Here is a 16,164-nt window from a genome sequence, read left to right as displayed (position 1 = left end):
AAGGAATTAAAATTTAAAACGTCCCTACTTATAAGTAGAGACGTCTTTTTAATTTACTCCTGTGATTGCGGTGAAGGCTTGCCCGCTTCCAATAATATTTTGCTTCGGCCTAAAAGAATCGCTAGTACGATCATGAATACTCCCGTTCCTATTAGCAGCCATTCAATTTTAACAAAGTCAGCGATTGGACCAAATATGAGCATGCCAAGCGGCATCATTGAGGTTGAGATCATCCCCATTACCCCAAAAACTCTGCCTAAATAATCTTCTTCTATTTTCTCCTGCAGCAGCACTGTTGCTGGCGTATTAAAAATAGGCATGGCAACTCCGAATAGTGCCATGAAAATTAAATAAATCCAAAAACCAGGAACAATGCCAAGTGCAAATGTACAGGCTCCCATTATGACACTAGCAAACCCCATAGTTTTCACTTTATTCGGGAACCCTCCCCAGGAAGCAATAATACCTCCACCAACCATCATACCAATGGAGAAGGCAATTTCGATTGCAGTCAATCGCCAGACGTCATCGCCAAAGCTTCGTGTCACCTGCAATGGTGTAAGAAAGGCTGCAGGTGCCATCAGTACAAAAAAGACAGCAAAGAATAAGAAGAATTTCTTCAGAAAATCATGCTTATTTACATATTGTAACCCTTGTTTAAAGTCACTGAAGTAACTCGTTGTTTGTTTCTCTGCTGCTTTCTCATGCACAGAGATTTTTAAAAAGGCAAGCAGTGTGACAATTGCGATGGCTGCAGTTATGACATCAATAAAAAATATAATTTCAATTGAGGCCATTCCTAATAAGGCTGCACTCACCATCGGAGATACGAACATGATAACGGCTTGAATACTGCCATTTGCTCCGTTCACCTTTGTTAGTTTATCCTTTGGAACAATTTGCGGTAAAATGGCACCAACGGCAGGCGTTTGAATTCCTGTTCCAAGGGCACGAATTGCCGCCATTACAAAAAGCAGCCAAATTGCGTCATATCCCATTAAAAAGAGAATAGCAAGAATTAATGTTGACAATGCAATAAGACCATCCGCTAACATAATCAGCATTTTTCGATTATATCGATCTGCCCAAACCCCAGCAACTGGGGATAAAAGAAACGTTGGTATAAAACCGCAAATAATATACAGCGTCATCATCATACCAGATTCAGTCTCTAAAGTGATATACCACATAATGGCGTATTGAACTAAAGATGACCCAAAAAGTGAGATCGTTTGGCTAGTTAAAAAGAGAACAATATTCCTTAGCCAATTCTCCTTAGTTTGATTACTTTTTGTTTTCATTGATTAACAACCCATTTCCTATAAAATTTTTTTTATAAATGCTTCACCTACATCCATAAGATTGTACCGCTCTAATTATGACAATAGCTTTTTAAAGACAACAAAAAAAGAGGGCAGACTCATCCCCTCTTTTTTAAATAACCGTTAAATATAGGTTTCCTTAAAAATAAACAGACCAATCCCGTTGCTCTGAACATAGGCAGAGCTATCAAGCGTATTAAATTAACGAATGATAAGTGGGAATCTTAATCTCATTGATGCTGTCAAAAGGAAAACCTCCATTTCATTTATAAGTGATTTAATCATAACAAAAGTGCCTCTTTGATACAAATATTTTTTAAATATTTCACACAAATTTTTTATCTGCCCCCCTAGAAAATTTTAGTATCACTAATTTTTCTAATATAAAGGGATAAAATTATTTCACTCCACATATCTTTTTGCAAAGGAAAATCGTTTTATAAATGATTAAAGAATTTACTTTATATAAAACTTGGGTGGAGGAGAATAGATGAAAGTTCTTATATTAGGAGGCACTCGTTTTTTAGGAAGAGCTTTAGTTGAAGAAGCTTTAGCAAGAGGGCATGAAGTTACCTTATTTAACCGCGGCACGAATAAAGAAATATTCCCTGAGGTTGAACAGTTAATTGGTGATAGAAATATAGATATAGCATCGCTGGAAAGCAGAAAATGGGATGTATTAATAGATACATGCGGATTTGCTCCTCACCAAATAAAAAAGGTTGCAGATGTGCTGGGAGATAATATTGAGCATTATACATTTATTTCAAGCATCTCTGTCTATAAAGATTGGATTCCACTTAATATTGCGGAAGACTATCCGTTACTATCCATGCTGCCCGAGGATAAATTAGCTGATGTTGAAGCAGGTAAACTCTCCCCTTACGAATATTACGGAGAGCTGAAAGCATTATGTGAAGCAGAAGCAGAAAAACATTGGCCTGGCAGTGTGTTACATGTTAGGGCAGGTCTTCTAGTCGGACCTTTTGATTATACGGATCGTCTTCCATACTGGGTTCAGCGTGTTGCTAAAGGCGGAAACATATTGGTGCCTGGACGCTCATCCCGCCCTGTTCAATTGATTGATATTAAAGATATTGCGTCATGGGTGCTTACTATGGCGGAAAAGAGAAAGGCAGGAACATTCAATGTTACTGGCCCTAAAAATATATTGACGATAGAAGAGCTATTGAACACTTGTAAAGTCGTTTCAAATAGCAATGCCCAATTCGTATGGGCAGAAGAGACATTTTTATTGAAGCACAAAGTACAGCCGTGGACAGAGATGCCGCTATGGATCCCTGAGTGCTCCCCACTAGAAGGTCAAGCAAAACCGTGGAAAGGAACTTTTTCTTTCAATATTGATAAAGCTGTTAATTCTGGTCTTGCCTTTCGTCCTCTTGAGGATACGATTTACGATATTTATCAATGGGAGAAAGTAAGGGATAGCATGGAACGAAGAGCAGGGATCTCACTTACGAAAGAGCAGGTGCTGCTTGAGCTATGTCTACAAGAAAGTAAAAAGGGGGAAATTTGAGAAGGTTCAATACAAAAAAGGAATAACCATAAAAAAAGCTGCCTGTTCCCTTGAATCTGTTGGGGACAGGCACCAATTTTTAGTTAATCATTTATCCACATTTCCATCACGGCTTCTAGTTCTTTATTTAACTCAAGCTTCCTTTCATATAGCTTATTTAGCTGTCCATAATCAATCGGATCAGCTGACATGGCTATATCAATCTCCATTATTTCTCGTTCCAGACTTTCTATCTTTGACAGAGCCTTGGCCTTTGCTGCATCCTTTTTAGGGTTGTCATAAATATTCCTTTGTTTTTTCACTTTCTCACTTTTTACAATAGGAGCTTTATTCTCTAAGATGCCTGCCTTCTCCTTCTCCAATTTAAAATGATCGTAATTACCCTGATAGCTTTTTAATGAGTGATTCTCTAAAACAATCACTCGCTCACAAATTTTATTGATAAAGTATCGGTCATGTGAGATAAAGAAAATGGTCCCGTTAAAGTCCCCCAGTGCCTCTTCAAGGGTTTCGATGGAATCGATATCAAGATGATTCGTAGGCTCATCAAGTATTAATAAATTTATATCTTGAAATAACAACATAGCCAGCTTTAGTCTAATTCTCTCTCCACCTGATAAATGTTTTACTTTTTTGAAGACACTGCTTTTATAAAACATAAACTTAGAAAGATATTCACGTGCTTTGCCTTCGACAATTGAAATATCCTCCCTAAAGGTTTCTAACACCGTATGCTCTTCATTATTAAAAACGATCTTCTGAGGCAAATAAGCACTCATCACATTTGCCCCTAGTTCAATGACCCCATCATCTGGCTGTTCTTCACCTAGAAGCATCTTCAGGAAGGTCGTTTTCCCGCTGCCATTCGGACCGATAAGGCACACTCTTTCACCAAAGGTAATGAGTAAATCTGCTTCCTTAAAAAGCATTTTTTCTTTATAGCATTTAGTCAGTCCGATTGCCTTAATCGTTTCATTTCCTGACCGAACAGCAGCATTCAGGTCCAGTTTCATATTGCGCTTTTCAAATAGAGGCTTTTCAATTCGCTCCATCTTATCCAGCTTCTTTTGGATACTGGCAGCTCTGCGAAAAAACTTATTGTTATCAGCCCTCATTGCCCAGTCTCTCAAGCTCATAACGGTCTTTTCCATGTTATTAATCTTTTTTTGCTGCTCTCTAAAATGTTCATATTGAATCCGCATATTTTCTTCTTTTTGATTTACAAATGAGGAATAATTGCCCTTATAGCATATTGACTCCATATCTTCGATTTCTACAATTTTTGTAACTACATTATCTAAAAAATATCGATCATGGGAAACGATTAAGATAATTCCCTTGTAGCCTTTTAGATAGCCTTCAAGCCATTCAACGGATTCCATATCCAAATGATTTGTAGGTTCATCCAGCAGCAAAATATCCGGATTATGAATCAGGAGCTTTCCAAGGGCAACTGTCGTTTTTTCCCCTCCGCTTAATAAAGCATAATCCTTATTTAAAAAGATCTCATCAAAATGAAGACCTGTACAAACCTTGCTTACTTTTTCTTCCCGTTCATATCCGCCTTTGACTTCAAATAATTGAACAAGGTCACTGTATTTCTTTAAGTTTTTTTCCAACGCTTCATCTTTCAAAATCTTCATTTGCTCTTCTAATTCACGCATTTGCATCTCAATTTGGTCAATATCCTCAAAGGCTAGGTTTAATACATCGATCACTTTTAAGCCTTTTGGAAAATTAGGCATTTGATCAAGATAAGCACTCGTTGCTCCTCTTGGCAAATGAATCAAACCTTCATCATATCCAGGGCTGGAGGTTTGAGGGTAACCTGGGTAGTAATTCATCGGCTCTATTCCTGCAATTAATTTAAGAACCGTACTCTTTCCGCACCCGTTTGCCCCTATGATTCCAACCCTTTCTCCTTCATAAGCTTCGAAGGTTATATTTTTTACTACAAGGGTGGCTTCAATAAACTTTTTCACACCATTTAATTTCAGTTCCAACATACTTTTTCCTTCTTTCATCCATAATGTAAGTTATATCTTTATGGATAAGCTAAAGAAGAGCACTGTACTATTTATTTTCAAAATAAAAGCTCTGTTATAATTGAATGTTGATTTTACTGTGTTTGAGAAATAAATGGAAAAATTCCGTTTAAATTAGGAAATAACCATATTTCCTTAAAAATAAAGGAAGTTTTTCCGTTTATAGTATCCAAATCTTTGGATCTTGTCTTAACTTGAGCAGTTAATCGGAATATCTCCGCTTATATCTGCTTCTTAAGCTTCCTCTCTGTATATTTGCGGGAAATTCTCCGCTAATAAATTTTCATACATACACGAAAATCAACAATGAAAAATAACAGAGCCTAAATAAAAAAGACCATAAGAAGATTATTCTTCTTACAGTCTAATATTCATAGAAAATAATTTACGCAAAGAAATTCTGATACATTCATGCGCAAATAAAGCACAATCTTATGCATCTAACTTGCGCCAGCTAAATCGAACACTGGCAGTATAAATTATCATCTCGATAGTAGAAAAGTAAGTACCTTCTAAATTGCCGTGATTCCATAAAGAGCATAACAAATAAACCTAACTCAGCTAGGTAATTATCACTCACTATAAAATCTGTATTAATTTAATAAATAAATTAAAATTAGCAATTAGTTGGTTCCATAAACTTACTTTCCCCCTTCCGAATTTTCTTTATTATCCCACTTTTTTGTTTATATGTAAATAACTGTTTCCTGTTTCTCATACGATTAAAAGAGAATCAATCATTTAATCTATGAGAGGATGTATTACTGAAATGATTACTTTTTTCCATTAAATATGTTATTCATTCTTTGAAGCTTCTTTTTAATTTCTGGGTGAATTTGATTCTCCTCTTCAATGATCAAATGGTCAATTTCATATTCTAAAAACATTTCATAAATATACCTTAGCTGGTTCATTTGTTCTGCCGTAGGCTGATTTATAACCATTTGGTTAAGTGTATTAAGTGCACTATCTAAAGAGACACTTAGCTCTGGATTCAATTCACTTGCAGTTTCAAACAATCGCTGTGCATTTCCAAGATCAACAAGGATTGGGTCAAATATTGCAGCTCGATCATGGATTTCCTGTAGATTGTTCTCACTAGCTTCTAAAGCTTGCACCGCTTTATTCGTAAAAGCTTGTTTCATTAATATGTAAGCATCACTGAAAAATGCGTAGGAAGCAGGCTGATTGTACTGCTGAAATAGATTCTCTTTTTTATACAATGTTTCTTTAATGAATCCCTTTGCTTCATGATCGTATATAAGTTTATGAACGGATTTATCAGAATGCCACATCTCTATCATCACAATGCCTGGTTTTCCATCAAAAGTTGCCGTACTAAAGTCGATGGAACCTAATTGAACAAAACCATCATAAAGAGGATAGGTTTTTTCACCGTCATTTACGACCAACAACCATGTCTGTCCATCATCCCATGCAAACACACCATTCTCCATTTTCTCTGCGTTTACATATAGTTCAATTAGTTCATCCTCTCCATCCATATCAATATCAAGAGTGATTTCCTTATATAGCGAACGCGGATAATTTTCAATGTCTTTTGCAAGAATAGTAGCGTACCCATTATTCGATGTTGCCTCAAGAGCTTTTCTTTGTTCCTCCACCGTATTTTGCAAAGCTTTATTTTCAATTGATAATTGTTCAATTTGCCTTTTTAATTTAATTATTTCATTTGCCTCGTCTGCATTTGTCTGATTGGTACAACCAGCTAGCATTGCGGTAACTATCAAAAAAACTATGCAAAGTAAAATCCTCTTCACTTTCCACTCCCCTTTACAATTGGACGAAAAAACAGGAAAAAAGCATCAAAAATTTAAATATCAAAAGCATTTAATCGTCCACAATAGATTTATATATACATATTAACACATCTTTATTGAACATTATGAATTAACAGATAATTTTAATGGACATTTCTCTATCAGGCTCTGATTTCTATTAAAATTCGCTTTCCACTAAAAAAACTGTACCTCCAATGGCAGTCAATTCCGCCAAAATTTGAAGATACAGTCAGTTTATAATTAGTAAAATTCTTCTTTATGCTACTTTTCTAATCTCAATTTTTTTCCCTTTTTTTCGCCATTCTTTATATTCAGCTGCTGCCGTAAAAAGAACGTCAGTAGAAGAATTAAGGGCTGTTTCAAATGAGTCTTGCAATACACCGATAATAAATCCTACTCCAACGACCTGCATAGCCACATCACCTGGGATTCCAAATAAACTGCACGCTAGAGGAATTAATAATAACGAGCCGCCAGCGACACCTGAAGCACCACAAGCACATACAGCTGACAGGACGCTAAGGATGATAGCTGTAGGAAGATCGACTGAAATCCCAAGCGTATGAACCGCAGCAAGTGTCAAAACAGAGATCGTAACAGCTGCACCAGCCATATTGATCGTTGCACCTAATGGAATGGAAACAGAATAACTATCTTTATTTAACCCAAGATCTTTACATAATTTCATATTTACAGGAATGTTTGCAGCCGAACTGCGTGTAAAGAATGCTGTAACTCCACTTTCCTTTAGGCACTTAAAAACAAGTGGATATGGATTTTGCTTAATGATTGTAAATACAATGATTGGATTTACAACTAATGCAACAACTAGCATACAGCCAATTAATACAGCTAGCAGTTTCCCATAGCCTAGTAATGCATCCAATCCATTTGTTGTAATAGACTCAAATACGAGACCCATAATTCCTAATGGGGCAAGCTTAATTACCCATGTAACTAGTTTAGAAACAGCATCTGATAAATTAGTAATTAATGTTTTTGTTGATTCAGCGGCATTTTTCAAAGCCAAGCCAAGCAGAATTGCCCAAGCTAGTATGCCAATATAGTTCGCATTAACAATCGCATTTACTGGATTATCAACAATGTTTAGCAATAATGTTTTTAATACCTCAACAACGCCGCTCGGAGGCGTTACGCCTTCAGCACCCTTCACAAGCGTTAAGCTCGTTGGAAAAATAAAGCTAACAATAACAGCAAGTAATCCAGCTAAGAAGGTTCCTAATAAATAAAGAATAATAACAGACTTCATATTCGTCTTTTGACCACTTTTATGTTGCGAAATTGCTGCCATAACCAAAAAGAGAACTAGCACCGGTGCAATAGCCTTCAAAGCACCTACAAATAAAGAGCCAAAAATAACAACCGGTTTGGCTGTTTCTGGGATCGTTAAAGCCAGAATAATACCAATAACTAAACCAATAATAATTTGTTTGACTAGGCTCACTTGATTCCACTTTTTCAATAAGCTTTTCATAGATGTTCCCCCTTAGTTAAAGTTGCCATAATGTTTGTCATTATTTTTTCTAATAGAGTATAGTTTCTATTAAAAAATAATATAGATAGTTGCTATACATTTACCTAGGTTATAGAGGGCTATCTAAAAGTTCAGCCTACAGTGACCATACAAATTTCTGGGATAATTCACTTTTTAATTGGTGAACACTTTTGTAACATTCCTCCCCAGAAGGACATTTGTCTTCTGTATGAATAGTATTATACTGACTTTTTTAATATATTACAATACTATTATTCAATTATGATTCATTTTAATTTATAAAACATTCAAAAAAATATAGAGGAAAGCTTTGTCTATCCACCATATTTCAGCAAATACTATTATTAATTTACATATTCATGCAATAAAAAAACAGCGCTTTAGTCTATAAAACACTGCCAATTCTCGTACCCCATTAGTATGTATTTATTTTCTAGCCTTTAGGTATGCTCAATATAATTTTCGTACCCTTTCCCATTTCACTCTCTACGATTATTTTCCCATTATGATCTTCGATGATTTTTTCACAAATTAATAAGCCTAATCCTGTTCCTTCCTCTTTTGTTGTGACAAAAGGCTATCCTAAGGTATTTAATATTTCCTTAGGAATGCCTGGACCTTCATCAGCTACATATATATGAACATGATCAATTAAATCCCTTGCAGTAACCGTTATAAACCCCTTTTCCATTGCTTCTATGGAATTTTTAATTAAATTTATTAATACTTGCTTCATTTTCATATCATCACAAGTAATTAGAATGTCACTATGGTCATACTCTAATTGAATCCCAATATTTTTTTTAACAGCCTGAGGTTCCAAGAGTAATTGGACGCTCTCTATTAAATGAAATAAATTGATTTCCTTCTTATTATCTACGTGCGGCTTTGATAGAATCAGGAATTCAGATGATATTTGTGCTATTTTTTCTATTTCCTCATTAATGATATGTAAAGATTTTTGATTCTTACTTTCAGTAGCTTCTATTAGTTTAAGAAAGCCTTTTATAGCCGTTATTGGATTACGAATCTCGTGAGCAATTCCAGCTGCTAGTTCTCCTGCAATAGAGAGTTTTTCCGAACGAATCACTTGGTTCTATGCCGCTTTTTCTAATTTAATTTGTTCCGAAATAGCTGGGAATAGGACTGGCTTTTTCTTATACAAGTTAGAAGTTGTTAAATGAGTATCAGTCATATGGTATTCATGTGCCTGTAAAATTTCACATAGAATGGAAGATGGCAGTTCAAATCCATCATAAGCACAAACAGATATAAAATTTTCTAATTCACTTACAAAGGACTCACAGCCACACTCATATAATTTCAGACAAGCCATTAAGCTATTTTGGTTTTGTTCTTTCCATGTAACAAACCCCCATGTACGTATGACTCTTTCTTTTAGATGAGGCTCTAGTATGTCCATAAAATTGGCCATCACTTGATTAATATTAAAAACATCGTGAGTTTCATAAAAAACATCCGTATCAGCAAAGATGATTTCTTTTAATTGTTTCTCAGAATAATTGGCAAGCTTAAGCTTATCAATAATATGCTTATAACGGTCTGGTTTATCAATATAAATGACAATTTGGTTTTTGTCGAGACCCTCTGTTATATAGGAAAGTGCGTTTTCAAGATAATAGTTCAAATCAGTGTATGTATAAACAATATGGCACCCTGCTGATAATTCAATATTTGTAGTGAAATTCACTTTATTCCCAATATCTATATTTTGTTCCACCTTGTCACCTTTTTCTAGTGTAGAATCATTTCCACGGTTCTTCAATTCAGAATAATCAAGCAAATTAAAATTCTTATATTTAGTCTATCATTTTTATAACACATGAACAATTTAGCCAGATACAGTACATCTATTTTAAGTTTACTTGATTGTTTAAGATCTACTTATAATCATTTTATTTAAACTTAAATTCATTCTTTAAATGATAAACCTTCTTCTTGTAAGGACCTTCTCATAATTGGTAAAGAAGCTGGTCCAATCCCATGAAGTTTTAAAATTTCTTTTTCCGTGTAATTAGATAGTTCTTGCAAGGTGTCAATCCCTTTATGAACCAATGCATTTCTAGCAGGTGAACTCAGTATAGAAAGAAATCCACTTTGAGGCTTATTCGCTTTATCACAGGTAGGACAACTTTGACATTCGCTGCTTTTATAAAATGTATGGCCTTTTTCACATACTCTTAAACTTTTTTCTTTTGCCATTACAATCCCTCCAATTTCATTCCATTTATTATTTTTAATTTTATATATGGTATACCTACTCTTTATTATCTGATATACCCTCTGCATGTCCAGATAAATCTAATCTTCTCCGTCTGAAAAAATTCTTGAATTTTTATAGAATCTCGCTCTAAGCTAAAAGTCGTTGTTGAATATGATTTAATCAAACAGAAAATACTTTTACTGGTAAGTATTTTTTATCCCCTTGGGAGGTGGAGTTTCTAAGAAATGATAATGGAATATTTTATCCTAGCAGCCATGTGGGTTTTCGGTTTTGTTGGCTTCATTCTGTTTATTCCACACAAAGATCGCCGCAAGGGATTCTTAGCACTCATGGTGTTTCAAGCATTTATCTGGCTTTGTGACATGCCTTCGTTTACATTTGGCTTATTAAGTGCACCTGTCTGGGAGTTCCCGAAAGCTACAGATCTCGCCATTACAATCAATTATTTTTTTTATCCCGTATTATTCTCTATCTATTACGTCAACCAAAAACCTCAGGAAACTAAATGGACAAGATTTACATACTTTTTTGTTTGGATCTCTGCAATCACAATATTTGATATTATTATCGAGAAATATACAGATTTATTAGAATATGGATTCTTGACGTGGTACGGGATGTGGATTTACATTGTGTTTCTCTTTTTCGTGAGTCAAGCCTGCTGTAATTGGTTCTTTAAGGACAAAGCCTTATTTCAAGCAGAACGGCGGGAGACCTAATGAGAATTGAATGGTGGCTCTTATTATCTGTATATGCATTGTCAACAGGAATTCTATTCTTCATTCCAAAAAATAAAATTCGGCTTGCGATAGTAGCGTTCTTGTTCAAACAGATTATCACTTTTCTTATAGGTTTAGTAGTCGTAGAGTTAGGGCTGCTTGAATATCCTATTCGATTATTTTCTTCAATCAATCGGACGAGCTTTACGTATGAGTATTATGCTTTTCCCGTCACATGCGCCATCTTTACTGTATGGTATCCCCATGATTGAAGGACTTTTATTCAATTGGGTTATTATATTGCTTTCACTTCTATATTGACTCTCAGTGAGGTCATTATCGAAAAAAATACCGATCTCATCAAATACATACACTGGGAATGGTATATATCTTGGATTACCATCTGTCTTTCGTTTTATCTTACTCGCTCATTTTGTGTTTGGTTTTTCGCACTTAAGTGATTGAATTCTTCTTTCTTTAAAAAAAGGAAGTGGGACAAGGTTCCTATCCCCATACCCACTTATTTTTTTAACCCCTGTTTTGCCAAGTAATTCTCCGCAACCTCAAAAGGGCTTTTCCCTTCTGCATTTACTTGATAATTCATTTCTCTCATTTCATCATCCGTTATTTTTCCAGCTAATTTATTTAAAGCATCCACCATTTCAGGATACTTATGAGCGGTTGCTTCATTTAATAAGGGTGCACCATGGTATGGTGGGAATAAGAATTGGTCATCTTCCAATACTTTTAGATTATATTGCCGCAGCTCACTATCCGTAGAATAGGCATCAACTAAATTGATCTCACCTGATTCTACTGCCACATAGCGTAATTTCGGTTCCATCGTTACGAGATTTGGAAACTGAAGGCCATAAAGGGACTGGATGCCCAAATACCCATCTTCACGGTCGGAAAACTCCAAAGTAAACCCCGCAGTTATTTTATCCTCTATGCCTTTCAAATCGGATATAGTTTCTAGCTCATTTTGATCAGCAAAATCGGTCGGTACTGCCAATGCATAGGTATTGTTATATTGCATTGGTTTCAGCATGACCATATGGAACCGCTCCAACAAACCATCTTTTGCTTGTTGATAGACTTCTTCACGATCAGTACTTTTAGCTGTTTCCTGTAAAAACTCAGAAATGGCTGTTCCAGTAAACTCTGGGTAAATATCAATGCTCCCTGATTTAAGTGCATTAAAAACAAAGGAGGTTTTGCCGAGCCCTGGTTTCAATTCCACTTGAAGATTTGTCTCCTCTTCAATTAATATTTTATACATATTGATTAAAATTTCCGGCTCTGAACCGAGTTTTCCAGCAATAACCACTTTTTGGTCTTGATGGCCAATTAAAGGATACACAATGATTATTAACGCCAATAACCCAATTGTACCAATTGTAATAAAGGCTTTCTTAAAAGATAGAAGTTCAAATTTCTTAAGTAAATAATCAAAAAGGATGGCAAGTAAAGCAGCGGGGATTGCACCAAGCAGAATTAGATTTGTATTATTTCTATCAATCCCTAAAAGAATAATATCACCAAGTCCGCCAGCTCCTATCAACGCTGCAAGGGTAGCTGTTCCTACAATCAATACCATCGCTGTCCGGATACCAGCCATAATAATTGGCATTGCAAGCGGTAATTCAACCTTAATTAATCTTTTTCTTGGATTCATTCCCATCGCTCTGGCCGCTTCCACTAATGAAGGATCAACTTCCTTAATTCCTGTATATGTATTTCTTAATATTGGTAATAAAGCATAGGCAACTAAAGCGATGATGGCTGGCATTCTTCCAATTCCGAACAAGGGAATAAGAATACCTAGTAAAGCCAATGAAGGAATGGTTTGGATGACAGATGTGATGCCGATGATTCCTTCAGCTGCCTTTTTATGCCTAGTTAAATAAATTCCCAGGGGAATAGCGATTATTACTGCAAAGAAAAGGGCGATAAAAGAAATCTGGATATGTTCCAATAATGCACGTATTAGTTCATCTTTTCTTTCTAGTAAGACTTGAGTAAACTTATTCATTGTCAGACCCCTTTCTGCAGTATAGCAGATACATATTGCATGACTGACCTGCGATCTATATACCCGATAAGATTCCCATTCTTTTCTATTGCTAGTTGCTCATGTTCATACAAGATTTCCAAAATCTCTTGAACAGGAGTTGATGAAGGTACAATAACTGATGATGCTTCCCCTATTTCAGCTACATTTGCTGTATGAAGTAAATCTTCCAATTTAATGTCATTCGTCCGTGCTCCATATTTAACACCTACAAATTCTTTTACAAAATCATTGACTGGGTGAGTAACTAGTTCATGCGGAGTTCCAATTTGAACAATTTTCCCTTCATTCATTATGCAGATTCGATCTGCCAATTTAAAAGCCTCTTGGATATCATGAGTGACAAAAACCGTCGTCTTTTTAAGATTTTTCTTTAAATCTAACAAATCATCTTGAAGCTTTTCACGGCTTATTGGATCCAAAGCACTATACGGCTCATCCATTAAAATAATCTCAGGATCAGCAGCAAGGGCACGAACAACACCGACTCTTTGTTGTTGGCCGCCAGATAGTTCAATTGGTTTTCTGTTTGCATATATTTCATGGTCTAATCCAACCATATCCATAAGTTCATGTATTCGTTTTTTGATCTTTTCCCTTCGCCATTTTTTCATTTCAGGAACAATCGCAATATTTTCCTCAATGGTCATATGTGGAAATAGAGCAATCTGTTGAAGTACATAGCCAATATTCCATCTTAACTCATGGATATCGTACTCACTTATTTTTTTACCATTAATGGAAATCGTGCCATTCGATAGAGCAATCAACCGATTGATCATTTTTAATGTTGTTGTTTTTCCACACCCACTTGGTCCAATAAGGACAAAAAACTCCCCCTTCCGAATTTCAAATTCTAATGAGTCAACAGCAACGGTTCCATCTGGGTATCTTTTTGATACATTTTTAAATTTAATCATAGAATGATTTCTCCTTGTTATTACAGGATTGGCTCCTTATTTAGAAACTCAGATTCACTAGAAAAAAATTTATTAACATACTTTTCTACCCTTACAAGTACATTTTTTAAACATTCCTTCGACAGTCCGTATTCATTAAATAGTATAGGCATTCCAAATCTATTTCAGAATATGAAATTAGAGCCATCCCCAATGCTTTTATCGAATAATAATGAAATTTTCGTTTCTCAGGCAGTTTTAATAGGAGGGTTAATTACCGAAGATTTCGGTGAACCTGGTGAACTCACACGAACTGTAGGATCGATTGTTCTGGTCTCGATCTTACTGTTTATACTTTCTTTTATTACTTCTTAGAAACCGATGGTGCAGCCTGTGCGTTAGCAGGAACAATTATGCCCCTTTCATTAGTTTTAAAAAACCCCCTTATAGTAAGGGGATCATTTAATCTATTAGAATTTACTTTTGCAGCAAGCAGTGTGAGATAAAGAAATAAATCTAACTACCCAAAAAAGCTATTCTTCTAGCAAATATTCAAAATTTCTATGATTGGTCTGTTGCCCGACGCTCTTCCTTTATAGACATTACTCCAATCAAACCAAGAATGGAGAAGAGAACTGGAGTGATGAAACCGTAGTAGTATCCATCACCAATACTACTTGAAGCATTTTGAAAATGATCCAATACCATTCCAAAAATACTCGGCAGCAAGACGGCACTTAAAAAACCGCCCGTATTCGCAACACCAGAGACTACGCCAGCTTCCTCTATCGGAAAGGTCTGACGTACAACAGCAAAGGTTAAGGCACTGGCTCCATACCCAAAACCAATTAGAAAGAAAAGCATATAAAGCATCAGAACTGGCGGATTTCCTTTAAAAAATAAAAAAGTGCACCAACTAAATAATATAGTGATATGCACAACAACATAGGGCCGTTTAATTGTTGCCAATCGGCTTGAAATCCAACTCATCAGAGGCGCACCAATAAGTGCACCGATAAGACCAAACATTATGAGCTGACTTGCAGCAGAACGTGTCATTTCATATACATTCATGCCATAGGGCACAGCCCATGAACCGATAAATCCTACATATGCGCCGACAACACCAAAATGACAAAAGAATAATGACCATGCCTGCCGATTCGAAAATATTCTGCGTAATAAAACCGACGTTTTTTCACGTGATAACTGATTTTTGACAGAAACTGATTCGCTAAGAAGAATTTGTTTTGGCTTTTGTACGAGTACATAATAAAGAAGAATTCCACAAAAACATAATAGAAGGCCCGCTGAAAAAAATGCTGCCCTCCAGCCAAGTAAATGTATCCATGCTGAAAAAGGAACAGTCGCCAAAAGGAAGCCAAGACTTCCAGTCATTCCTGCTATTCCAATTAAGCGCACAAATTCCTTCACTTTAAACCATTGGCCCAAAATTAACACCATATTGACCCAGATCGTCGCATCCCCTGTCCCCGTAAGTACTCTAGCAATAAACAGCACAATTTCATGTGTACCTAGACTATAAATGATTGTTCCTAAACCCGTAAGGATGGCACCGATAATTAGAAAAAAATTGGGTCCATAACGATCAGCCAATATTCCCATTGGAATTTGCAAACTAGTGTATACAAAAAATTGAATGCTTGTCAGTAACCCGATCGTTGATGCAGTTACACTAAAATCCCTCATCACTTGGTCTGTAATTAATCCTGGAGCTGTCCGCTGGCTCGCCATTAATAAATAAGTCAGCAGAACAGAAGCAAATACAACCCATCTAAATCGACTATGTTGTTTGTCCAATGATTTCTACCCCTGTAAGCTTTTACTCTTATATATATGGAGTTCCGCTCTAGGTAGAAATGAAGTTTTTAAAATAAATTAAAATAAAGAAAGGCGGATTATTCTAACGGTTTGGTTGAACCGATAAGCAATCTAGCCCTATGCGGCACAACCAAATCCAACAAACCCAATCATTCCAACCCCT

General features: G+C 35.8%; 11 protein-coding genes and 2 pseudogenes. 3 read left to right on the top strand and 10 right to left on the bottom strand.

All coding sequences use genetic code 11. The features are described 5' to 3' along the window. Positions 1 to 53 precede the first annotated feature (53 nt). Positions 54 to 1,301, bottom strand: a complete 1,248-nt coding sequence (locus AN957_RS05065; RefSeq protein WP_056682682.1) for an MFS transporter — start codon at positions 1,299 to 1,301, stop codon at positions 54 to 56. A 511-nt stretch (positions 1,302 to 1,812) separates the two neighbouring features. Here AN957_RS05065 and AN957_RS05060 point away from each other — a divergent pair. Beyond that, entirely contained in the window at positions 1,813 to 2,859 is a 1,047-nt protein-coding gene (locus tag AN957_RS05060; protein WP_056682680.1) for an SDR family oxidoreductase, read from the top strand. An 83-nt stretch (positions 2,860 to 2,942) separates the two neighbouring features. Here AN957_RS05060 and abc-f read toward each other — a convergent pair whose 3' ends face one another. The 6 genes and pseudogenes from abc-f to AN957_RS05030 all read right to left on the bottom strand — a co-directional run bounded on the left by abc-f (position 2,943) and on the right by AN957_RS05030 (position 10,445). Further along, positions 2,943 to 4,865, bottom strand: coding sequence for a ribosomal protection-like ABC-F family protein (gene abc-f, locus AN957_RS05055; RefSeq protein WP_056682678.1), 1,923 nt, complete (start codon positions 4,863 to 4,865; stop codon positions 2,943 to 2,945). A gap of 812 nt (positions 4,866 to 5,677) precedes the next feature. Next, positions 5,678 to 6,685: a SadB/YajI family lipoprotein gene (locus AN957_RS05050; protein WP_056682674.1), complete on the bottom strand. Its 1,008-nt coding sequence runs from the start codon at positions 6,683 to 6,685 to the stop codon at positions 5,678 to 5,680. Between the two features lie 277 nt (positions 6,686 to 6,962). After that, positions 6,963 to 8,201 carry a serine/threonine transporter SstT gene (gene sstT / locus AN957_RS05045; RefSeq protein WP_056682671.1) on the bottom strand — a complete coding sequence of 413 codons (1,239 nt, stop codon included), beginning with the start codon at positions 8,199 to 8,201 and terminating at the stop codon, positions 6,963 to 6,965. A 454-nt stretch (positions 8,202 to 8,655) separates the two neighbouring features. Then, positions 8,656 to 9,312: pseudogene (locus AN957_RS05040) on the bottom strand (ATP-binding protein). A gap of 6 nt (positions 9,313 to 9,318) precedes the next feature. Then, complete coding sequence (locus AN957_RS05035; protein WP_172797614.1) at positions 9,319 to 9,963, bottom strand: MEDS domain-containing protein; 645 nt, start codon at positions 9,961 to 9,963, stop codon at positions 9,319 to 9,321. Between the two features lie 191 nt (positions 9,964 to 10,154). Continuing rightward, positions 10,155 to 10,445, bottom strand: a complete 291-nt coding sequence (locus AN957_RS05030; protein ID WP_056682661.1) for an RNA polymerase alpha subunit C-terminal domain-containing protein — start codon at positions 10,443 to 10,445, stop codon at positions 10,155 to 10,157. A gap of 246 nt (positions 10,446 to 10,691) precedes the next feature. Here AN957_RS05030 and AN957_RS05025 point away from each other — a divergent pair, with 246 nt between their 5' ends. Both AN957_RS05025 and AN957_RS28760 read left to right on the top strand, forming a co-directional pair. Then, complete coding sequence (locus AN957_RS05025) at positions 10,692 to 11,186, top strand: CBO0543 family protein (protein ID WP_056682658.1); 495 nt, start codon at positions 10,692 to 10,694, stop codon at positions 11,184 to 11,186. Continuing rightward, a pseudogene (locus AN957_RS28760) lies at positions 11,186 to 11,647 on the top strand (CBO0543 family protein). Before AN957_RS05025 ends, AN957_RS28760 begins: the two are co-directional and overlap by 1 nt. A gap of 59 nt (positions 11,648 to 11,706) precedes the next feature. Here the strand turns inward: AN957_RS28760 and opuFB are convergent. The 3 genes from opuFB to AN957_RS05005 form a co-directional block, all read right to left on the bottom strand. Then, positions 11,707 to 13,221: an osmoprotectant update ABC transporter permease/substrate-binding subunit OpuFB gene (gene opuFB, locus AN957_RS05015; RefSeq protein WP_056682655.1), complete on the bottom strand. Its 1,515-nt coding sequence runs from the start codon at positions 13,219 to 13,221 to the stop codon at positions 11,707 to 11,709. A 2-nt stretch (positions 13,222 to 13,223) separates the two neighbouring features. Further along, positions 13,224 to 14,180 carry an ABC transporter ATP-binding protein gene (locus AN957_RS05010; protein WP_056682651.1) on the bottom strand — a complete coding sequence of 319 codons (957 nt, stop codon included), beginning with the start codon at positions 14,178 to 14,180 and terminating at the stop codon, positions 13,224 to 13,226. A gap of 540 nt (positions 14,181 to 14,720) precedes the next feature. Next, positions 14,721 to 15,980 carry an MFS transporter gene (locus tag AN957_RS05005; RefSeq protein WP_056682648.1) on the bottom strand — a complete coding sequence of 420 codons (1,260 nt, stop codon included), beginning with the start codon at positions 15,978 to 15,980 and terminating at the stop codon, positions 14,721 to 14,723. Positions 15,981 to 16,164 lie beyond the last annotated feature (184 nt).

It is taken from the genome of Cytobacillus solani (assembly GCF_001420595.1).
GTDB classification, from domain to species: domain Bacteria; phylum Bacillota; class Bacilli; order Bacillales; family Cytobacillaceae; genus Cytobacillus; species Cytobacillus solani.
This window is presented reverse-complemented; position numbering and strand designations above follow the sequence as displayed.